Source organism: Marinomonas sp. THO17, assembly GCF_040436405.1.
Lineage (GTDB): Bacteria > Pseudomonadota > Gammaproteobacteria > Pseudomonadales > Marinomonadaceae > Marinomonas.
On record NZ_AP031575.1, the window covers coordinates 3,823,763 to 3,844,769 of the forward strand.

Genomic DNA, 21,007 nt, shown 5'->3' on the forward strand with positions numbered 1-21,007 from the left:
ATGTAAGTTTTTTAGTGTGGAAAGAAAAGAAAGGCAATAGGTTGAACCTCTATTTTTTAATTCAACCTATTGATTTAAATATGTATTTTTTATTTTAGCAGATGGATCTAATGCTTTCGCCGAGGGCGTCAATCAAACTGCTTATTTCGTGCTCTTCTGTGGTAAAAGGTGGCGCTAACTGAATGGTATCGCCTCCATAACGCACGTAATAACCCTTATCCCACATGGACATGGCAATTTGGAAAGGACGTTTTGCCGCTTCTCCATCCACTGCGGCTAAGCTGAAACCGGCAGCAAATCCGTAATTACGAATATCAGTGATAGCGTCACTGACTCCTTTTAAAGAGTGAACATAGTTTTCCCATGTACTACTCATGTTTTTAACTCGGTCAATTAAACCTTCAGAGCGGAGGGTTTCTAAGGAAGCTAATCCAGCAGCGCAGGCAATAGGATGAGCGGAGTAGGTATATCCATGCGGCACTTCTAACATATAATCTGGACCACCCGTTGCCATAAAGGTGTCGTATATTTCCTGTTTAAACACAGTTGCCCCCATTGGGATAACACCATTGGTAACTTGTTTCGCCATAGTAATGATGTCTGGGGTGACGCCAAAGGCTTCTGAGCCTGTTTTCGCGCCCATGCGACCAAATGCCGTAATCACCTCATCAAAAATCAACAAAATATTATGTTGATCGCAAATCTCTCTTAAACGTTGCAAATAGCCTTGCGGTGGTACTATCACACCGGCGGAGCCAGACATGGGCTCTACTATCACTGCGGCGATGTTTGATGCATCGTGCAGAGTGATTAAATTGAGCAATTCTTCAGCACGTTCTTTGCCTTGTGCGGCCATGCCTTTACTGAACTCTGCACCTGGAACCTGTGTATGTGGCAAATGATAAGCTTCTAAACCTTGTCCATAGAGAGTTCTGTTTGCTGGAATACCGCCTACACTGAAACCAGAAATACCTGCTCCATGGTAGCCTTTTGCGCGACCAATGAACTTGGTTTTGCTGCCCATGCCTTTTTTGCGCCAGTAAGCACGCGAAATTTTCAACGCAGTATCAACGGATTCGGAACCTGAACCGGTAAAAAAAACTCGATTAAGGCCTTCTGGCATAAATTCACTGATCTGTTCTGCCAGTTGGAAAGATTTATCATGACCAAATTGAAATGCAGGTGCATAATCTAGCTGCTTAACTTGTTTGCTGACCGCTTCCACTATGCTAGGAACGGCATGTCCTAAACCACAGGTCCACAATCCGGATAAACCGTCAAAAATCTGACGACCATCCGCATCTGTGTAGTAATGACCATTCGCCGCAGTGAGAATACGAGGGTCTTTCTTGAATTGACGGTTTCCTGTGTAAGCCATCCAGTGGGCGTCAAGCTGAGCTTGTGACAGGTTGGTTTTAGTAGTTTGGCTCATGGCATTCTCTCTATCAGAATAGCAAATAATAGGATCATCATGCCGTGCTTGAATGGTTTAGTAAATTGGTAATTATTTAATCTTACGTAATCTTTTAGTTACTTTAATATTGATTTATTTTTCTATAAAAATGGATTTTATTATTTCAATTGTTTGTTCATTTCTTTTAGCCGACTTTCTTTTAAATAAGGATTATCGTCTTTGTAACACTTCTACTGATTGATTTTATTTATTCCTCCTTACAATGGGAATTGATCCCTAATGGTTGGGGATCATATTCACCTCGGAAAATTGGAAAGAAGCAGTCGGATTGTCTCAGCCAGTCTTGACATATTTTCTTATCATTTTTAAGTGAAGAATGATAAGGGTGACATTGATAAAGACCTTTTTGGTAAAACAATCGGGTGAATTTATGAATTTCCCATTCCACTTAGGTCTGATGAGAAGATGTGGCAATTTGGTTGTGTCATTTAATGAAGGTTTTTTTTCTCTTTTTTGAGTTATTCAAAATGCCCAAAGGCAATAGGAGAAAATTCATGATAAATGAGACTAGGTATTATCCCAATTATTTGGCCAAAAAAGTAAACGCACATGTAGAACGCTGTGAAAAATTAGGAGGACGTAACCCTTTACATGGTCTTAATCCTACATTGACGTCACTTAAATTGATCAGTAATGATTATCTTGCATTAGCGAATCATCCGAACATCCTCGCAGCACAACGAAAAGTGTTAGATAGCATGGAAGATACTATTGTCATGTCTTCGATTTTTCTACACGGAGACAATCCTCAATTGAGGTTTGAGCAGCGTATGGCAGATTTCATGCAAGCAGATGAGACGGTACTTAGTCAGTCCGGGTATAACGCTAATATTGGTTTAGTTCAGGCGATTGTTGAGGGCGCTGAAGTGCCTATTTATGTTGATATGTTGGCGCACATGTCATTGTGGGATGGGACGCATTATAGCAAGGCTTCGGTTTATCCATTTCGTCATAACAGTGTTGAACACATGGCAGCATTGGTTAAGAAACATGGTCCGGGTCTGGTCATGGTGGATTCGGTTTACAGTTCCAATGGCAGTGTTTGTCCGTTAAAAGAATTGGTAGATACGGCGTATGATATGGGCTGCTTGTTATTAGTAGACGAATCGCACTCCCTTGGTACTCATGGACCCCAAGGTCGTGGTTTGGTGGTGGAGTATGGTTTGCAAGACAAGGTGATGTTCCGTACCGCCAGCTTGGCAAAAGCCTTTGCTGGTAGAGCTGGCATTATCAGCTGTCCTAAAGGTTTTGCGGATTATTTAAAATGTACGGCTAACCCATCCATTTTTAGTTCCGCTCTTTTGCCATATGAAATCGCTGGTTTGAATGCAACCTTGGATTTAATAATGCTTGCTGATGAGAAACGAAAACAATTGGTTTTAAATGCCAATTATTTAAGGCAATCTTTGTTGGGTTTGGGTTATAACACCACGGCTTCTAAATCGCAGATTATTGCCTTAGAGGTTGGTTCTGAATGGCTAACTACGGTATTAAAGGATGCTTTAGAGGCTAAGGATGTTTTTGGATCCGTCTTTTGTGCACCTGCCACGGCGAAAAATCGAGCCTTAATGCGTTTATCTGTTAATTCAGCTTTAACTATTAATCAATTAGATAAAGTCATTCAGGTATTCAAAGAGATTAGAGAGGATATTAGCTTAGATAAATGGCGTTCTACGAGGAAAATATCGGCTGATTTTATCGAGGCGTCAGTAGCTTAATGATTTGATTAGGAGTGGTTCTGCGAGGGGGCTTATTACCTCGCAGAACTTGCTGGTCATTATCCACTATTCACGTTAGGAGACTCTTTGTTTCGGGGTAATAATGTTACATTCTTCTATAAAAGCCGCTAAGTAGTTGTCTTCACCCTTGATTTTAACGCATGGGTAAAAGAAGTCTTGCCAGCTGTCTTCAATGTTTGGGTGATAAAAACCGTCCATACTGGGGAATAATGGGATGCTGGTAGGCTTATCCAATAATTTTAATAATCCCGATGGCGCTTTGGCGTCGATGGCGATTTCTTTGTGAACCTTGATGTCTTCTTTGGTGAGCAGTAACAAGCGGTAACGTTTTCCTGAATTATCCAAGAGTAAAAAATCAGCTGAGGATGGGCTCAATTCAGTATGTAAGTGGTATTCAACAATGTCTTTTTGCTTCATCAGAGAAAAGAAATAATCTACCACCGCAGGGTCCTCAACCAGAGGAGACTGCAATGTTAAACCCTCTCGAAGAACTCTGTTCATGTCATTGAAGTAGTCCTGCTGGTACTTCTCAATCAATTGGTTGATTTTCGGCAGAACATCTTGCACATTTTTTTTCAGATAAAAATCAATCACCTTATTATTTAGTGCTTCAATGGCAATGTGTTCGTCTGCTACACCGGTCAAGAGCACTTTTTTTATGTAAGGATTGTTAATGGCCTTACAAACATCCAAACCATTGTAATCTGAACCCGGCATAGCGTAGTCCGTTACTAGTACGGAAGGTTCTGAAAAGCGCTGTTGATTAAGGGTTTTGTGTAAGATTGACTTGCAATCGAATTTATAGTGGTAATCAGAACCGTTTAGAGACCATTGGTTGTCTTTTTCCAATGCCGGATGATGCTGCGTGTTGTCATTAATATACTGTATGGCTTGTTGCGGATGAAGAAAGCTTTGATAAATGGTATCTGCTTTTAGCGCCAATGGAATACTATCAAGAAAGGCTTGATGGTCATCCAGAAAGACCACTGTGGTGGGGTGAAAATACGCATTAATTTTTTTTTGATCAGGTTGAAGCATCATTCAAATTCCATCTTTATAGTTACTTACTTTTTATGGAGCGGGGAAGCTTAAAGTAAATTCAGTGTATTCCCCGAGCTTAGAATCGCACGTAATATCAGCATTAAAACTGGTTAACACTTTTTTGCAAAACGCCAAGCCGATGCCAGTGCCGGCCCCTTTGTCCAAATTGGCAGAGGAATAAAAACTCTCAAAAATAGATAGCCTATCTTTTAATGAGATGCCTTTGCCATTGTCCCTGAAGTATAGATAATTTTCATTGTTTGTTTTTTTTAAGTGAAGTTCAATACTGGCCTCTGAGGTTGTATTTGTAAAGACTAGAGCGTTTTTTATTAGGTTGAATATCACATGCATCATCAGGAGATCAGAGCCGAAAAACTGAAAGTCGTCACTAAGATGTGTGGTAACTATGTTTCTTTCATCTTGTGAATCAAATGGATAGCGCTCAATTGCTTGGGTCACTATATCGGCCATGGAAAAATATTCGAATTCCTCTTGGTTAATTTTTGATTTTCCCAGACTCATTAGAAGAATATCAATGACAGTATTGGAATGTTGGACTTCGTTTTTAATTTGCTCCAAAGAAGCGTTTAGAATGCTAAAAGTTTGAGATTTTATTGGCTGTTCAACCAGATTATGTTTATTTGCTAGCTCATAGACATTGAGCAATTCTGGTAGGTATCGATTTAAACCATGAGCATGGTTGTGAATGGTCATCAGAGGGGTTCTGAGCTCATGAGAAATTTCAGCCCCGATTGAGGCCAATACTTTTAGTTTTTCTTGTTTTAATCGGTATGGATAGTAAAAAATAATGCTAGTTGTTACGATCAAAAAGCTATAGATTGGGAGCTGTTCATAGTAATTGGAAAACGTAACTGTTTCTACACTAAAAACATATAATAGTATGGCTAAGGAAGCGCCGATTATTAGCATTGAAATAAACAAAATCCAATTGTATGCAAGCAATATTGATATGGCCAGTCCTCCCATCATTGACATTCCCCAAATCAGACTCCCATTATTCATTAATAGCATATAGGTAAAGAAAAAGGGTAATGAATAGGTTATGGTTATGATCCAATAAAGGTTTGTATAAGGACGCATCCAATTAGGCCAATTGTTGAGAAAGGCTATTCCTAAAAACAGTAGAGATCCTATTAAGCGCAATGTTAAGTTTTCATAGGGTTGTGGAAAGAGATAAGCCCATATCAAATAGTACAAAGGAAAACCAAATACTCCAATAAAGCTGATGTAAACAGTATGTGGGAGAAAATACTCTGCACTGTCATTTAGAGCTTGATTGAGACGAATATTTACATAGCGAAAGCATTTTCTAATCGTTTGCACTTTCTTAATCTTCCTTGTAATAATCAGCTTAAGGTATTGTTTTATCTGATTTAAATAACTCGTCTGGTAACCTTGATTTGCTGTTTGTTAGAAACAACTTTGTTTGTTAGAAGCAACATAGATTGCTTAAAGCAGGCTTTGTATTTTCATGCTATTACAGTTGGTAGAAGAGCACAATGCGTAATTGATGAAAGGTCTATTGGATAAAACTGAATGCCTTAAGCGTAACCTTGTAGAGAGCAAGTAGCATCTAACAAGAGGTTTTTTCTTTAAATTCACATAAGTCTTCAATGATGCAGGCGCCGCACTTTGGCTTGCGGGCAACGCAGATATAACGACCATGCAAAATTAACCAATGGTGGGCGTCGAGTAGGAATTCTTTTGGGACAAGGCGCAGTAGCTTTTCTTCTACTTCTAAGACGTTTTTGCCCGGTGCAATTTTGGTTCGGTTTGAGACACGGAAAATATGCGTATCCACCGCCATGGCAATTTGACGAAAGGCGGTGTTTAACACCACATTGGCTGTTTTACGACCCACCCCAGGCAGCGCTTCGAGGGCTTCGCGAGTTTCAGGTACTTGGCTGTTATGTTGTTCCACCAGAATTCGACAGGTTTTTATGGCGTTTTCGGCTTTTGCGTTAAACAAGCCTATGGTCTTAATGTAATTCTTTAGACCATCAACCCCCAAAGCCAGCATGGATTCCGGCGTATTAGCGACAGGAAAGAGCTTACGAGTGGCTTTGTTGACACTGACATCAGTGGCTTGAGCAGAAAATAAAACAGCAATTAACAGCTCGAAAGGAGAGCTGTATTCTAATTCAGTGACAGGATTAGGATTTTCTGCTCGTAATCGAGAGAATATTTGCTGTCGTTTCTCTTTATTCACCTAATGACCCTTTCTTTGCGTTGATATGCTTGTGTTGAGTTCACTGAGTTATCCAGTCACACGCACACGTTTGGATTCTGCCGGGCCTGCTTTGGCTTTGGCAGCGGCAATGCGCTGCTTTTCTTTTTCATCAAAATAGTTTTTGCCAGCAATCAACAATCCCAAACCAATAAAAGCACCCGGTGGTAAAATAGCAAACAAGACATTAGGGTAATTTTGGAAAAGGGTGATTTTCCACTGCAATGCCATGTCGCCGAACAGCAAATGCATGTCTGAGAACAAGGTGCCTTGACCAATCAATTCGCGCATGGCACCCAAGGCCACCAGAATCACCATGAAGCCCAAGCCCATCATAAAACCATCGATAGCTGAGGGCAAAATAGGGTTGCGGCTGGCAAAGGCGTCAGCACGTCCTAAGATGGCACAATTGGTCACAATCAGCGGGATAAAGATACCGAGAATTTGATACAGCTCATAGGTATAAGCTTGCATGATGAGTTCTATGCAAGTAGTAAAAGAGGCAATGATCATCACGAATGCGGGTAAGCGAACGGCATCAGAAACATAATTACGAATGATGGAGACGGCGATATTGGAGCCGACTAAGACTACCAGAGTCGCAAGGCCAAGACCTAGGGCATTGACCACAGTACTGGTGACCGCCAACATAGGACACAAGCCAAGCAACTGTACTAAAGCCGGATTGTTTTTCCAAATGCCGTTGTAGATGATTTCGGCGTAATTGGCTTTCGTCTGACTCTGAGTTGCATCAGAGTCAGATTGAATGGGTTCTTGAACGTCGTCAGTGACGGCAGTTTGTGCGCTCATTTTCATCGCCTTTTACTAACGCGCTAACAGCGCGTCCTTGTTTTGATCAAAATAAATTAATGTATTTTTCACCGCTCTGACCACGGCCCTTGGTGTAATGGTCGCGCCAGTGAATTGGTCAAAATCGCCACCGTCTTTTTTCACCGCCCAACCTGATAGCTCTGGATTGGTTAGGGATTTATTCGCAAAACTAAGAATCCATGGGGATTTTTTTAGATCTACTTTATCGCCAAGGCCAGGTGTTTCTTTGTGGCTGATGACACGACTGCCTGTCACCACGCCATCACGATTGATGGCCACCAACATATCCAAGTTACCATTGTAGCCACGAGTAGCCGTGGTTTCGAAGATGATGCCTGTGACCTCGCCATCTTTTCTGGCGATATGAATTTTCGTGCCTGTTTCACTGCCTAACAAAGGGTTGGCTGGTAAAATAGCCGTGTCCATAGTGAGGTCATTATCGTATAAATCGGCAGGAAAAATGTCATTAAAGGCAGAAATTTGTGCGTCAAGAATGTTGTCTTTAATGGTGTGATCTGTCAGTTGATGCGTCACGGCAATTAAGCCTGCGGTTAACACAGCATAAATGCCCAAACCAAGGCTATTACGTCGAATTGAAGATAGGATGTCCATTTATTTATCCTCGCCAATTTTCAGGCCTTTTTTGGCTTTATTGTGACCGTAACTTCGTGGTTGGGTGTAGTAATCAATGAGTGGTGCGGCGAAATTCATTAAGAGTACACCAAATGCCACCCCATCTGGGTAACCGCCCCAAGTACGTATGATGTAGATGAGAACACCAATGCCGAAACCGTAAATCAGTTTGCCACGATTACTGGTGCAAGAAGACACAGGGTCAGTGGCAATGAAGAAGGCCCCAAACATGGCCGCTCCCGTTGCCAAATGAAACGCAGGAGAAGCAAAGTGGCTTGGGTCAATGACATAAAATACGCCAGCCAGAGCCAATAGACCGGATAAGAAAGCCACTGGTGTATGCCAAGTGATGATACGCAACCAGAGTAACGCCAAACCGCCGATCAGGTAAGCAAGATTGATCCACAGCCATGCATTGAGACTGGCGGTTTGCAAGGCTGGAATCGTGTTAAAGGCTGCTTCACTGTCGAGCAAATCCTTGTGTTTAAAGCCGTCTAAAGGGGTCGCCATGGTGTAGCCATCAATGCTGGGCAAATGATGGAAAATAGCTTGCAGGCTTTGTAAAAATGACAGGGTTTCACCTGAGGTCGTTAGGCTAGTGTGACCAAGCCATTGACTCATTGGCACAGGAAAAGACACCAGTACGATGGCGTAGCCAACCATAGCTGGGTTGAATGGGTTATTGCCCAGACCTCCATATAATTGTTTGGCGAAAATAATCGCAAAGCCAACAGCGGTGACAGTAACCCACCAAGGTACAACAGGAGGAAGGGCGATGCCCAATAATACCGCCGTCAATAAAGCGCTGTAATCTTTTAGAAAGAAGGCCACCGAGCGTTTGCGAATCAATAAAATCAGTGCTTCGCTGGCAAGGGCGGTTAAACAGGCAATGACAAGATTGATCAAGGTGCCAAAACCGAATAACCAAGTCTGCACTAGGATACCTGGCACGGTCGCCAAGATGACCATTTGCATCACCCAAGCAGTGCGATGTCCGGCACGTTGCGCATGGGGAGATGATATTCTCAATAATGCCATTTATTGACTCTCTTGCTGTTTCATTAATTGCTCAAGCAGATGTTCCGCTTGCATTTGCTTGTCTTTAAGTTGAGCGATTTCAATTTGTACCTGCTCAGCATTGTCAGGTTCTACGCCAAGCTTTTTCGCCAATTTATTAGCTTGTGCTTTGGCCAAGGCAACGGCAATTTTTTGCTGTTTAATTTGTTCCGCCAAACTGGCTTGAGGAGCTTCTTCACTCATCTGATCATTATTGCTTTGATCTTCTACTGCTCGATCAGAGGTTGAAGCCTGAGACGATTCCAGTTGTGCCAATTTTTGTTGAGCATCCAGAAGTTTTTGAGGCCATTCGGATGCTTGGATGTCTGCTTCGTTCTTACCTTGCTCTTTCAATAAGGCAATGTTCTTCTCGGCCTTCTTGATACTGGCTTTGGCAATGGCAAGATCGACCTTGCGCTTTTTGTCTTCATCGACGCTCGTCGCAGTGGTCTGAGTTGCTTGAACTGGCGCAGTTTGAACAGACGTTGAAGCCTGAGCCGATTCCAGTTGTGCCAATTTTTGTTGAGCATCCAGAAGTTTTTGAGGCCATTCGGATGCTTGGATGTCTGCTTCGCTCTTACCTTGTTCTTTCAATAGGGCAATGTTCTTTTCGGCCTTCTTGATACTGGCTTTGGCAATGGCAAGATCGACCTTGCGCTTTTTGTCATCGTCTGCCGTGTTGGCATTGTTTTCAGCCTTTTGGGCTGGTACTTTCGGTTGCGCACTTGGGTTCGCTAAGGCTTGTTCCAATTCGTCCGCTCTTTGTTGAGCTTCTTTGAATTGCTGACGCAAGGTTTCCAGCTCAGGTGCTTGCAGTTCTTCGGCCTTTTTAAGGGCTTTTTCCACTTTTTTCACGGCAGCTTTAGCAATGGCTGCGTCGATTTTGAGTTTTTTCAATTCGTCGCTGTTCACTGCCACTTTGTCAGCACTGGTTGTGTCATTAGGATTAGTTGACTGAGTTGGCGCATCATTGCCAGCAGCGGCTTTGTCTAATTTTGCTTGAGCCGCTTGTTGCTGAGCTGCCAAATCCGCCACTTTTTGTTTTAAGTCAGCGTCATCTGGTGTTTCAGCCAATTGTTTTTGCGCTTTCTTTAGCTTTACGCCAGCGAGAGCAAGGTCGACTTTGGCTTTTTTTAATTCGTCACTGTTACCGCTTGGGGCAGCTTGTGGATTGACTTTAGCTGGTGCGGCACTTGTGGCTTGATCCAATTTGGCTTGAGCGGCTTGTTGTTGCGCTTGTAAGTCCGCTACTTTCTGCTTTAAGACTGCATCATCGGGTGTTTCGTCCAGTTGCTTTTGAGCCTTTTTCAGTTTCACGCCAACCAAGGCCAGATCCACTTTGGCCTTTTTCAACTCATCGCTAGCATTGTCTTGTGGCGCAGGATTGGCTTTAACAACAGGCGCCGCCACGGCGAGTTTGGTCATTTGCGTTTCCAAGTCTTTGACTTGGTTTGCTTGGTCCGTCACTTGCAGTTGTAAACTGTTAATGTCTTCAAGGTGCTCACTTTCTTGTGCGCTGAGCAATTGTTTTTCAAGCTTTTTCAGCTTGGTTTTGGCAATAGCCAAATCGACTTTGAGTTTCTTCGCTTCGTCGTTTGCAGCAGGTGCAGAGCTCATTGCTGCTTTTGGTGCAGCCTTGCTGGTGTCTTTGGCTGGAGCCGGTTTCTGACGAGCGAGACGCTTGGCTTCTTTCTCGGCTATTTCCGCTTCTTGACGGGCTTTGCGTGCTTCAAAGCGTTGTTTGGCAAGGTCGGCTTTTACCGCCGACTCGCGTGCTTCACGAATGGTACTCTTTGAGTGACGATAATACTGGACCAAGGGAATACTGCTTGGGCACACATAGGAGCAAGCGCCACATTCAATGCAGTCAAACAGATTGTGATGTTCGGCTTTTTCATGCTCTTGGCTTTTGCTGAACCAAAGCAATTGCTGTGGCAGCAAGCTCACAGGACAGGCCTGTTCACACATACCACAACGAATACAAGCTTGCTCTGGCGCTGGTGGCGGTAATTCTTGTTGGGTGGCCGCCAAAATACAGTTGCTGGTTTTCACCACAGGCACTTGGGTGGAATCCAGAGTAAAGCCCATCATAGGGCCTCCCATGACCAAGCGGTGCAGCTTATTATCTTGAGACTCTGCGTATTCCAAGAGGTGTGATACTGGCGTGCCTAATAATACTTCGACGTTCTGTGGGGCATTGAGGGCATCGCCAGTTAAGGTCGTAAAACGAGAGATCAAGGGTTTACCAAGATAAATGGCATCGTGCACGGCCACACAGGTGCCAACGTTTTGGCACAAAATGCCAATGTCAGCTGGATGCTGACCACTCGGTACTTCTTTGCCTGTGAGCAACTGAATTAGTTGTTTCTCACCGCCAGACGGGTATTTGGTTGGCACGACAGCAAGTTTGATGGTGCTGTTGCGTTCGTTTAACAAGTCATTCAATAACTTGATGGCCGTTGGCTTGTTGTCTTCAATGCCAATGACCACTTGGCTGGCATTGACCAGATGTTGTAACACTTCGATACCTAGGATTAATTCCAAGGTGCGTTCACGAATCAACATGTCATCCGCTGTGATGTAAGGTTCGCACTCAGCGGCGTTAATAATGAAATGAGTCAGTGGTGATTTGTTGGCCCCTTGCAGTTTTACCTGTGTAGGAAAACCTGCTCCGCCCATGCCGACTATGCCTTTTTCGGAAAGGAAGGCCAATACATCAGTACGATTTTGAAATTTCCAATCTACCAATGGCTCTAGTGCTTGCCATTCTTCCAAGCCATCTGGTTGCAGAATAATGCAAAGGTCACTTAACCCAGAAGGGTGCGCAATCAAACGTTCCTCAATGGCGGTGATGGTACCAGAGGTTGGAGCGTGTAAAAAACTGCTCAAAAAGCCATTGTTAATCGCAATAGTTTGACCTTTTAAGACCTTATCACCGACCTTGACCAAAGGGCGTGAGCTTTGACCTATATGTTGTCCAAGGGGCAAAATAAGTTCTTTTGGTAAACTTGGACGCCCCAGTGGTAATTGCAGTGACTGGGCTTTATTTTCGGGGGGATGAATGCCGCCATGAAACGAAAAAATATCGAAGGTTTGCATCAGTGCGCTGCCTCCGTCTGACGGTCGGTGGCAATAATATTCAATGAGGTGGCTGCAACACCTTGTGGCTTATCCCAAGACCAAGTTTTTGTGGTAACTCCCACTTCGACCATATCAATACAATCTACCGGACAAGGTTCTACGCACAGGTCACAGCCTGTACATTCATCGGAAATCACTGTGTGCATTTGTTTTGCCGCCCCCAAAATAGCGTCCACTGGGCAAGCTTGAATACACTTGGTACAGCCAATGCATTCGTCTTCACGAATCACCGCAACGCGCTTGGCACTTTCCGTACCGTGATCGCCATCTAATGGAATGGCTTCCACATCCAACAAGTCAGCAAGCGCTTGAATGGTTGCTTGACCACCCGGTGGGCAATGGTTGATGGCTTCACCATTAGCAATGGCTTCGGCGTAAGGGCGGCAGCCTGGGTGTCCACATTGACCACATTGGGTCTGAGGTAACAAGGCATCGATTTGATCAACAATAGGGTCGCCTTCCACATGGAAGCGTACATTGGCGTAACCTAAGATGCCGCCAAATACTAAGGCGAGTAAGACTAGGATGCCGATGGCCAGTAAAACAGTCGTCATGAGTTGGCTCCTAAATCTGCACTAGGGCGGTAAAGCCCATGAAAGCCAAGGCCATTAAACCTGCTGTGACCATACCGATAGCGGACCCTTTAAAGACCACAGGCACGTCGGCCACATTGATGCGCTCACGCATGGCGGCAAATAGAACCAATACAAAAGAAAAGCCCACTGCAGCGCCAAAGCCGTAAAGAATGGATTCAACAAAGCCGTTTTGTTTGCTGATGTTTTGCAGTGCTACACCTAATACCGCGCAGTTGGTGGTGATAAGAGGCAAGAAAATACCCAAGACGCGATACAATAAAGGGCTGGTTTTGTGTACCACCATTTCAGTGAATTGCACCACCACGGCGATCACCAGAATAAAGGAAATGGTTTGCAGGTATTCCAAGCCAAAAGGCTGCAATATGTAGGTAAACGTCAAATAACTACACAGACTGGATAGGGTCAAAACGAAGGTGGTAGCCATCGCCATGCCAATAGAGGTTTCCAGTTTGCCAGACACGCCCATAAAAGGGCAAAGTCCTAGAAACTGTACCAAGACAAAGTTGTTCACCAGAATGGTGCTGACCAGTATCAACAGATATTCTGTCATCTCACGTCCAAATAATGGGTAAATTAAACGAAATGCATTTTACTTTCCCGAGCACATCCTGCAAGGCTTGGGAAGGTGTGTTACTACTTTTAAAAAGATTGTTTTTAAAAGCGCTTTCTAAAAAGTAATTTTCTTAAAAGTAATCTTTACACTGACTATGGTTACTATACCAATGGGCTTATAACTAACAAAGCTAAAAATCCAGTATATATAGTCTGATTTAGTATATAGATAATAAGTTTCGTTTATATAATTTCGATTTATGTATCTCTAAAAATGCTATGGCTCAGCCTATTAAGAATTCTTCTCATTTAGGTTGAGCCATCACATATTTATTCTATGGGTTCGTCGTCCACTAGAAGGACAACGCTTACATCACACGCTGGCCAGGTTTAGCCCCCGCATGAGGTTCTAGAAGATAAATTTCTTCACCACCTGGGCCTGCTGCTAATACCATGCCTTCGGACAAACCAAACTTCATTTTACGTGGCGCTAAGTTCGCCACCATGACGGTGAGTTTGCCTTCTAGATCTTCTGGTTTGTAAGCCGATTTAATCCCAGAGAATACGGTGCGCGTTTCGCCGCCCAAGTCCAATGTGAGTTTTAACAACTTATTGGCTTTCTCTACATGCTCGGCTTTGGCAATCAAAGCGATGCGTAAATCGACTTTAGCAAAATCGTCAAAGTTGATTTCTTCTGCAATCGGCTCTTTGCTCAATTCTGTTTCTGCTTGGCTATTGTCTTGGCTGTTCGAAGCCGCATCTTTTGCTGCTGCTTCGGCCGCGGCTTCCGTTTTACCTTCTTCGATCATGTCATCGATTTGTTTTTGCTCAATACGGCCCATCAAGGGTTTGAACTTATTCACCTTGCTACCAAACAACAGCTCGCTACGATTGTCCCACGTCAGCTCTTTGTTTAAGAAAGCTTCTGCGTCTGCCACCATGTTTGGCATTACCGGCTTCAAGTAGGTTGCCAAAATACTGAACAGATTCAGCGCAACGCTGCAGACTTCTTGAACCTTTGGCAGTGTTGCCTCGTCTTTTGCCAGCACCCAAGGGGCTTGATCAGCAATGTAGGTATTGGCAATGTCGGCCAAGCGCATGATTTCACGAATTGCCTTACCGTATTCACGGCTTTCAAAATACTCAGCAATTAGGTCGCCCGCATCGATAAAAGATTGAATCATGTCATTTTCGCTAACGGTCGTGGCCAACTGGCCATCGAACTTTTTGCTGATGAAGCTAGCCGTACGGCTGGCGATGTTCACCACCTTACCTACTACGTCAGAATTCACCCGTTGGATGAAATCTTCCAGATTTAAATCAATATCATCGACGCTGGCATTGAGTTTTGCAGCGAAGTAGTAACGCAAGTATTGTGGGTCTAAATGATTCAAGTAAGTACGTGCCTTGATAAAGGTGCCACGGGACTTGGACATTTTAGTACCGTTTACAGTGACATAACCGTGAGCATTGACGCCGGTTGGCGTGCGGTAACCTGCACAATCCAGCATGGCTGGCCAGAACAGGGCGTGGAAGTTGATGATGTCTTTACCTATGAAGTGGTATAACTCAGCGTCCGAGTCCTTCTTCCAGTAGTCATCAAAGTGCAAGCCGTCAGTACGGTCACACAAATTTTTGAAACTGGCCATGTAACCGATTGGGGCATCCAACCAAACGTAGAAATACTTACCCGGCGCATCTGGAATTTCAAAGCCGAAGTAAGGGGCATCGCGGCTGATGTCCCACTCTTGTAAACCTGAGTCTAACCATTCCGCGAGTTTGTTAGCGACTTGGTCTTGCAAGGTGCCGCTGCGCGTCCATTCACTAAGAAAAGCTTGGAAGTCGGGCAGTTTGAAAAAGTAATGTTCAGACTCTTTTTCAATCGGTGTGGCGCCCGAATACACAGAACGTGGGTTGATCATTTCCATTGGTGTGTAGGTGGCGGCACAGACTTCACAGTTATCACCGTATTGGTCTTCGGCTTTACATTTTGGGCAAGTACCCTTGATGAAACGATCCGCTAGGAACATTTCTTTTTCTGGGTCATAGGCTTGCACAATAGAACGCACCGCAATTTTGCCGTTATCACGCAAGGCTTTGTAGATGCTGGTGGAAATCTCACGGTTTTCTTCTGAATGGGTAGAGTGGTAATTGTCGTAACCAATCAAGAAGTCATTGAAGTCTTTCATGTGCTCTTGGCGCACGCCTTCAATTAATTCTTCAGAAGTGATGCCATTTTGCTCTGCCTTGATCATGATGGCAGTACCATGGGCATCATCGGCGCAAACTGCCGTACACAAGTGCCCACGCAACTTTTGAAAACGCACCCAGATGTCGGTTTGGATGTGCTCCAGCATATGGCCTAAATGGATGGATCCATTTGCATAAGGAAGGGCGCTGGTGACGAGTATTTTACGTTGCGTTTGTGCCATTTTTGATAAGCCTACTGGATTAAAAAAAGTCGAAAATTTTATCCGTATTCTTGTTAACGATGCGATTCTAGTGCATGTCAAAAATAGGGATAATCTATTAGAAGGCGACATTATAAGTCGCCACTTATTCAATGCAAGTTAAGTGCAAGTCTCAGCCTTGTTTTTCCGCAATATTAAGTCGCTCCTTCTTATTGCGTACAAGTTGAGTGCAAGTCTTAGTCTTGTTTTTCTGCGATAAAAGCCGCCACTTGATATAGGTTGCCCCTTGTTCTGTGCAAGTCTCAGCCTTGCTTTTCTGCGATATAAGTCGCCACTTGATATAGGTTGCCCCTTCTTATTGCGTACAAGTTCAGTGCAAGTCTCAGCCTTGCTTTTCTGCGATATAAGTCGCCACTTGATATAGGTTGCCACTTCTTATTGCGTACAAGTTCAGTTCAAGTCTCAGCCTTGCTTTTCTGCAATTTGCCCCCACATTGGCAACAACTTCATTATTATTCTCGCTGCTTGCTTAGAGGAAGCTATATGTCCAACCTAGACGAATTGCACGCTAAACAACAAACCATTTTGGCAGACATGATGGACCCTAATACGCAACAGCCTTACGGGGATGTTTGGCAATTGACGGGAGATGAAGATCGCTTACATGTGCGTTTGACCTTGCCTTATCCTGCTCAGCAACAGCAAGCACAAGTTGAGCAAGCGATTGCTACAGCCTTGCAAGATACTCGTGAACTGACCCTTGAAATTGAGCATGAGATTGCCAAGTATGCTACTCAAGGTAACTTGCCCGGTTTAAATGGCGTGAAAAATGTCATTGCTGTGGCGTCGGGCAAGGGGGGCGTTGGTAAATCCACCACTACGGTCAACCTGGCTTTGGCGATGGCCCGTGAAGGTGCTCGTGTGGGTATTCTGGATGCAGACATTTATGGCCCTAGCCAAGGTATGATGTTGGGCTTTGCCGAGGGTACTCGACCTCAAGTGCGTGATGAAAAGTTTTTTCTTCCCCCCAGTGCGCACGGCGTACAAGTCATGTCGATGGCGTTTCTTACTACCAAAGACACCCCAGTGGCTTGGCGTGGTCCCATGGTGACAGGAGCTTTGATGCAAATTTTGACACAAACCGACTGGGACGATTTGGATTATTTGTTTGTTGATATGCCGCCAGGTACGGGTGACATTCAACTCACCCTATCGCAAAAAGTGCCTGTGGCCGGGTCTGTGATTGTCACGACACCGCAAGACATTGCTTTGCTGGACGCCCGTCGCGGCATTGAAATGTTCAATAAGGTGAAAATTCCCGTGTTGGGCGTGGTGGAAAATATGTCTACGCACATCTGTTCTAACTGTGGTCATCATGAAGCCATTTTTGGTGATGAGGGCGGTGCCAACTTGGCAAAAGAATACGGAGTGAAGGTATTGGGCAAACTGCCATTGAGTTTGTCTATTCGAGAACAGAGTGATTTGGGTAAGCCGATTGTGGTACATTCCCCCGACGGTGAAGTGACGGGCATTTATCAGTCGATTGCTCGTCAGTTGGCTGCGACCCTTGCCCGCCAAGAACAGACATTTGTCATGCCAACCATTGGTATGAGCGACGATTGAGGAAGAAAAATGCGTTTGTGTGACCGAGATATCATCAAAGCCCTAGACCAAGGCGACATAGTCATTGATCCACGACCAGATAATAGCGTGATCAGTGGGGTGTCGGTGGATTTGCGTTTGGGCAACTCATTTCGCGTATTTCAAGGTCACCCAGCGCCTTATCTTGATCTGAGCAGTTCCAAAGACGACCTAAGTAAAGTCATTGAATCTGTTATGAGCGGTGAAATTCTAGTCGATGATGGCAAGCCGTTTTTCATCCATCCGGGGGAATTGGTGTTGGGTGTGACCAAAGAGTCGGTGACTTTACCGGATGACTTGGTGGGCTGGTTAGACGGTCGTTCTTCTTTGGCCCGATTAGGCTTGATGGTGCATGTGACAGCGCATCGAATTGATCCCGGTTGGAGTGGCGGTATCGTACTTGAGTTCCTTAATGGCGGGAAATTGCCGATTGCTTTGAGTCCTGGTATGACCATTGGTGCGATTAACTTTGAAACCTTGTCAGGCCCAGCAGAGCGTCCTTACAACAAGCGTGATAATGCCAAGTATAAGGATCAAAAGTCGGCGATAGGCAGTCGTATCAGTGGTGATAAAGCAGAATAATTTGCTTATGTATCAAAACATTCCTGTCAATGTCATCAGTGGGTTTTTAGGTTCTGGTAAAACCACCTTGATTCGTAATCTGTTGAGTAAGGTGCCTGCTGGTGAAAAATGGGCCGTCTTGGTTAATGAGTTCGGTGAAGTAGGTATAGACGGTGCATTGTTGGCAGACACTGGGGCCAGTATTAAAGAAGTGCCCGGTGGTTGCTTGTGTTGTGTGACCTCTGCGGCTTTTAGTACGGGCTTGAACGGGTTAATTAAACAGGTGAATCCTGATCGTATCCTGATTGAACCAACAGGTATTGGCCATCCTGCCGAGATCATGGCGCAATTGCAGTCCGAACATTATCAAGGGGTGTTGGATGTAAAAGCGTCCGTGTGTCTATTAGATGTTCGTAATTTACAAGACCCAAGATACTTAGGGCATCCTGCGTTTTTTGATCAGATTGACCAAGCGGATGTACTCATTGCCTCAAAAGCGGATCAATACACAGAGGGGCAGCAAGATGAGTTTCTTGCTTTTGTCGCCCAGCTTAAAGAGCCTAAAAAATACGCCTTTGCCTTTCATGGTGACATGGCTTTGGCTTGGCTTGATTATTCAAAGGCAGAAGCGTTAAGTGCTTACCATCATCAGCATTCCCACCATGAGCACTCCCATCATCATGAAGACAGTCATCAGCATGAAGACAGTCATCAGCATGGGTCTCAAACCCTGAAACTTCAGTATGATAGGGTTACTTGTTATGAGAAGCGTGACCAAGCGCTTTGTAGTCTAGGCTGGGTGATGGCAGGAGAGATGCATTTTCAGCAAGTCCGATTGGAAAAGCTTGCTGCTCAGTTACAAGATTGTTTAGGTTTCTGGCGCTTAAAAGGTCGACTTAATCTGAGTAGTGACAGGGCCATTGATTGTAATATCACTCAAACCGAGCAAGCTTTTATAACGCAAGACTCGGTTTTTCAATCCAAAATTGAGTGTCTGGTCGATGACGAAACTCAGCTTGATAAAGTAAAACGCCTTATTGAAAAGGCGTTATTTTAAGATCTTTTTCTTTCTCACTTGTCATATTCTTTATGTCAAGTACACCAGCTTCATGAGCCCATGATGCATTGTCGTATTTTTTCCCGAGCCAAATATTGGTTAACTCTTGATATTCAGGCTGTTGCTTAAAGTGTTGAATAAAGGTGTTAATTTCATGCAATAGGGAAGTATTGTGTGAAGAATAAGCGACGGCCGCGGAATAATACCAAAGTTCATTACTGATATTGCCAGGAAGGATTTCAATTTGTCCTTTCCAAGGGCTGGCTTCGCCATAACAGGCCCAATGATAAATCGGGAGATCCACGGCAAACGCATCAACAATGCCATCTACTAGGCAATTGTGTATTTGCGTTTGATCGTTGTAAGCCAAGAGATTGGCTAGTTGGATGGTGCCGCCTGGTTTTTGTCGGTTGGCTTCCCAGCGTAGTCCCAAATCCTCTAAAATTTGTATTGCCGCAGGATCGTTGATGCAACCTAATACTTTGCCGTCTAAATCTTTGACTCCCTTTATCTCATTGTCGCCATGACGTTTGGCCAATACATAGGGTAAGAAAGTATAAGGATCGGAAAATGCGATATGTTCATTTGGCATAGGGGGCATGGCACTCCACACCACATCAACTTCCTGTTCGCCACGTTCAATACCCATTTCAAGGATTTGTAAGCAACGATCCCAAGGATGCTCTATCAGTTTACAATTCACCCCAAGCCATTTAGCAAAGGCTCGGGCAGTTTCGGCATCAAACCCTTGTAATTCTTGCTCACCGGACAGTCGAAATGACAAACCGACAAAAGCGGGCTCTATCGCGATACGAATTTCACCACGTTTTTTGATCTCTGCTAAACGATCTTCTTTTGACTCTAAGCGAAGGTGTTCTTTGTCTAGCAATGGAGAAAACTGGATAGCATCTTGATCTGTGTTGAGAACAACTTCCATGTCTTCTAACAGTTTACCGCTCCAACCGCCTTTGTCGCTGACTTGTTGTTGAGCGCCTTGGCTAAGACCAATGGAAGCATCAATGATTTTGTTATTGCTTTCTATTTCACCTAAAGAAGTCGCGATTTCAGTAAGCAGTGACTGAATACTGGTTAGGGACTCGGTGACCTGCTGGGAAAGTTCCGTAAATTCTTGCTCTGTGACCGTCAGTATTTGGTTCAATTCATCGCTCAAACTGGTTAAATTCATTTGTTTATAAGCTTCTTGGGTGCTGGCTTGAGTGCGCATGGCTAAATCGCGAATTTCTCCAGCGACAACGGAAAAGCCACGTCCTGCTTCACCTGCTTGAGCCGCTTCGATGGCGGCATTAATAGACAATAATTGAACGGTTTTACCAATATCTTCAATGGATTTAATGACAGAAATTGCGTTACTAGAACGGTTACTAATAAGTGTTTGTAGGGCGTCAAATTGTTCGGAAAATTTTTGATTTGTGTTATCCAATTTTTGTTCGATGGCTTGACCGAGTGCATCTGTATTTTGGCTGCTATCACTCAAGAATGTCTTAGTATTATTCACAAAAGCATCTTGCTCTGTGGTTCTGGCTTGAATTTCACCGATAGAATCATGAACAAGCTCCTGTGCTTGGGTGCTGTGTCTAATTAAAGCTTTTAAACGTCCTATAATAAGAGACAGCTCATCTGGATTAATCGATGGATAGGGAGGAGAAAAAAGCGAAAGTTCTAGAGTTTCCTTTAGTTGAAGGGGCATTTCACTCGCTCCAAGTGATAATGCTGTTTCAATGTCTCCTTCACATAGAGCTTGCTGCCAGTTTAATGATTCCTTATCTGTTGCAGAGGATAGAAATCGACTTTTTCTCGAAAAAAACATCATATACTCCATTTTAATAAACTAGTGTTTATTTTAAAGAAAAAAAATATATTAAAAAGAAAAAAATAATCTTGAGGGGAATTTTTTATGAATTGTGTAATATTGATTCAATTAAACTTGATGGAAAAATAATCAAAATTATAAGGGGCAATTATTTTCTTTTTTGAGGAGTCGTATAAATAAAACCATGTGTGAATT

The 21,007-nt window shown here is 43.8% G+C and carries 16 protein-coding genes; 4 read left to right on the top strand and 12 right to left on the bottom strand.

The genetic code is table 11. The annotated features are described in order from the left end of the window. Nucleotides 1–94: 94 nt before the first annotated feature. On the bottom strand, nt 95–1,432 hold the full coding sequence (locus tag ABXS85_RS18040) for an aspartate aminotransferase family protein (RefSeq protein ID WP_353667914.1): 1,338 nt from the start codon (nt 1,430–1,432) through the stop codon (nt 95–97). Between the two features lie 536 nt (nt 1,433–1,968). Between ABXS85_RS18040 and cqsA the strand changes: the two genes are divergently transcribed. Next, nucleotides 1,969–3,192 carry an alpha-hydroxyketone-type quorum-sensing autoinducer synthase gene (gene cqsA / locus ABXS85_RS18045; RefSeq protein WP_353667915.1) on the top strand — a complete coding sequence of 408 codons (1,224 nt, stop codon included), beginning with the start codon at nt 1,969–1,971 and terminating at the stop codon, nt 3,190–3,192. 75 nt (nt 3,193–3,267) lie between these two features. On the opposite strand, the gene ABXS85_RS18050 is transcribed toward cqsA, so the two are convergent. The 10 genes from ABXS85_RS18050 to metG all read right to left on the bottom strand — a co-directional run bounded on the left by ABXS85_RS18050 (nt 3,268) and on the right by metG (nt 15,743). Then, the gene (locus ABXS85_RS18050; protein WP_353667916.1) at nt 3,268–4,254 is read right to left on the bottom strand and encodes a DNA-binding response regulator; all 987 of its coding nucleotides are present in this window, start codon (nt 4,252–4,254) and stop codon (nt 3,268–3,270) included. Between the two features lie 30 nt (nt 4,255–4,284). Then, complete coding sequence (locus ABXS85_RS18055) at nt 4,285–5,598, bottom strand: HAMP domain-containing sensor histidine kinase (protein ID WP_353667917.1); 1,314 nt, start codon at nt 5,596–5,598, stop codon at nt 4,285–4,287. A 250-nt stretch (nt 5,599–5,848) separates the two neighbouring features. Continuing rightward, complete coding sequence (gene nth / locus ABXS85_RS18060) at nt 5,849–6,484, bottom strand: endonuclease III (RefSeq protein WP_353667918.1); 636 nt, start codon at nt 6,482–6,484, stop codon at nt 5,849–5,851. A 48-nt stretch (nt 6,485–6,532) separates the two neighbouring features. Further along, nucleotides 6,533–7,312 (bottom strand): electron transport complex subunit E, encoded by a 780-nt coding sequence (locus tag ABXS85_RS18065; RefSeq protein ID WP_353667919.1) that lies wholly within the window; start codon nt 7,310–7,312, stop codon nt 6,533–6,535. Between the two features lie 15 nt (nt 7,313–7,327). After that, nucleotides 7,328–7,945, bottom strand: a complete 618-nt coding sequence (gene rsxG / locus ABXS85_RS18070; RefSeq protein WP_353667920.1) for an electron transport complex subunit RsxG — start codon at nt 7,943–7,945, stop codon at nt 7,328–7,330. After that, entirely contained in the window at nt 7,946–9,004 is a 1,059-nt protein-coding gene (rsxD, locus tag ABXS85_RS18075) for an electron transport complex subunit RsxD (protein ID WP_353667921.1), read from the bottom strand. Next, nucleotides 9,005–12,121 (bottom strand): electron transport complex subunit RsxC, encoded by a 3,117-nt coding sequence (rsxC, locus tag ABXS85_RS18080; protein WP_353667922.1) that lies wholly within the window; start codon nt 12,119–12,121, stop codon nt 9,005–9,007. Further along, the gene (gene rsxB, locus ABXS85_RS18085) at nt 12,121–12,717 is read right to left on the bottom strand and encodes an electron transport complex subunit RsxB (protein WP_353667923.1); all 597 of its coding nucleotides are present in this window, start codon (nt 12,715–12,717) and stop codon (nt 12,121–12,123) included. The genes rsxC and rsxB overlap by 1 nt, the downstream gene beginning before the upstream one ends. Before the next feature lie 10 nt (nt 12,718–12,727). Then, nucleotides 12,728–13,309, bottom strand: a complete 582-nt coding sequence (rsxA, locus tag ABXS85_RS18090; RefSeq protein ID WP_353667924.1) for an electron transport complex subunit RsxA — start codon at nt 13,307–13,309, stop codon at nt 12,728–12,730. A 370-nt stretch (nt 13,310–13,679) separates the two neighbouring features. Further along, on the bottom strand, nt 13,680–15,743 hold the full coding sequence (metG, locus tag ABXS85_RS18095; protein ID WP_353667925.1) for a methionine--tRNA ligase: 2,064 nt from the start codon (nt 15,741–15,743) through the stop codon (nt 13,680–13,682). A 522-nt stretch (nt 15,744–16,265) separates the two neighbouring features. Between metG and apbC the strand changes: the two genes are divergently transcribed. The 3 genes from apbC to ABXS85_RS18110 are packed head-to-tail and all read left to right on the top strand — an operon-like array spanning nt 16,266 to nt 18,981. Next, a complete protein-coding gene (apbC, locus tag ABXS85_RS18100) occupies nt 16,266–17,345 on the top strand; it encodes an iron-sulfur cluster carrier protein ApbC (RefSeq protein ID WP_353667926.1) in 1,080 nt (359 codons plus the stop codon). Nucleotides 17,346–17,354: 9 nt separating this feature from the next. Further along, complete coding sequence (gene dcd, locus ABXS85_RS18105) at nt 17,355–17,945, top strand: dCTP deaminase (protein ID WP_353667927.1); 591 nt, start codon at nt 17,355–17,357, stop codon at nt 17,943–17,945. A gap of 7 nt (nt 17,946–17,952) precedes the next feature. Further along, nucleotides 17,953–18,981: a GTP-binding protein gene (locus ABXS85_RS18110; protein WP_353667928.1), complete on the top strand. Its 1,029-nt coding sequence runs from the start codon at nt 17,953–17,955 to the stop codon at nt 18,979–18,981. Here ABXS85_RS18110 and ABXS85_RS18115 read toward each other — a convergent pair. Next, nucleotides 18,959–20,689 carry a transporter substrate-binding domain-containing protein gene (locus ABXS85_RS18115; RefSeq protein ID WP_353667929.1) on the bottom strand — a complete coding sequence of 577 codons (1,731 nt, stop codon included), beginning with the start codon at nt 20,687–20,689 and terminating at the stop codon, nt 18,959–18,961. The genes ABXS85_RS18110 and ABXS85_RS18115 overlap by 23 nt on opposite strands. Nucleotides 20,690–21,007 lie beyond the last annotated feature (318 nt).

Coding starts and splice junctions, on each gene's coding strand:
- ABXS85_RS18040 (WP_353667914.1), bottom strand. CDS start 1,432: ATGAGCCAAACTACTAAAACCAACCTGTCACAAGCTCAGCTTGACGCC.
- cqsA (WP_353667915.1), top strand. CDS start 1,969: ATGATAAATGAGACTAGGTATTATCCCAATTATTTGGCCAAAAAAGTA.
- ABXS85_RS18050 (WP_353667916.1), bottom strand. CDS start 4,254: ATGATGCTTCAACCTGATCAAAAAAAAATTAATGCGTATTTTCACCCC.
- ABXS85_RS18065 (WP_353667919.1), bottom strand. CDS start 7,312: ATGAGCGCACAAACTGCCGTCACTGACGACGTTCAAGAACCCATTCAA.
- rsxG (WP_353667920.1), bottom strand. CDS start 7,945: ATGGACATCCTATCTTCAATTCGACGTAATAGCCTTGGTTTGGGCATT.
- rsxD (WP_353667921.1), bottom strand. CDS start 9,004: ATGGCATTATTGAGAATATCATCTCCCCATGCGCAACGTGCCGGACAT.
- rsxC (WP_353667922.1), bottom strand. CDS start 12,121: ATGCAAACCTTCGATATTTTTTCGTTTCATGGCGGCATTCATCCCCCC.
- rsxB (WP_353667923.1), bottom strand. CDS start 12,717: ATGACGACTGTTTTACTGGCCATCGGCATCCTAGTCTTACTCGCCTTA.
- rsxA (WP_353667924.1), bottom strand. CDS start 13,309: ATGACAGAATATCTGTTGATACTGGTCAGCACCATTCTGGTGAACAAC.
- metG (WP_353667925.1), bottom strand. CDS start 15,743: ATGGCACAAACGCAACGTAAAATACTCGTCACCAGCGCCCTTCCTTAT.
- apbC (WP_353667926.1), top strand. CDS start 16,266: ATGTCCAACCTAGACGAATTGCACGCTAAACAACAAACCATTTTGGCA.
- dcd (WP_353667927.1), top strand. CDS start 17,355: ATGCGTTTGTGTGACCGAGATATCATCAAAGCCCTAGACCAAGGCGAC.
- ABXS85_RS18110 (WP_353667928.1), top strand. CDS start 17,953: ATGTATCAAAACATTCCTGTCAATGTCATCAGTGGGTTTTTAGGTTCT.
- ABXS85_RS18115 (WP_353667929.1), bottom strand. CDS start 20,689: ATGCCCCTTCAACTAAAGGAAACTCTAGAACTTTCGCTTTTTTCTCCT.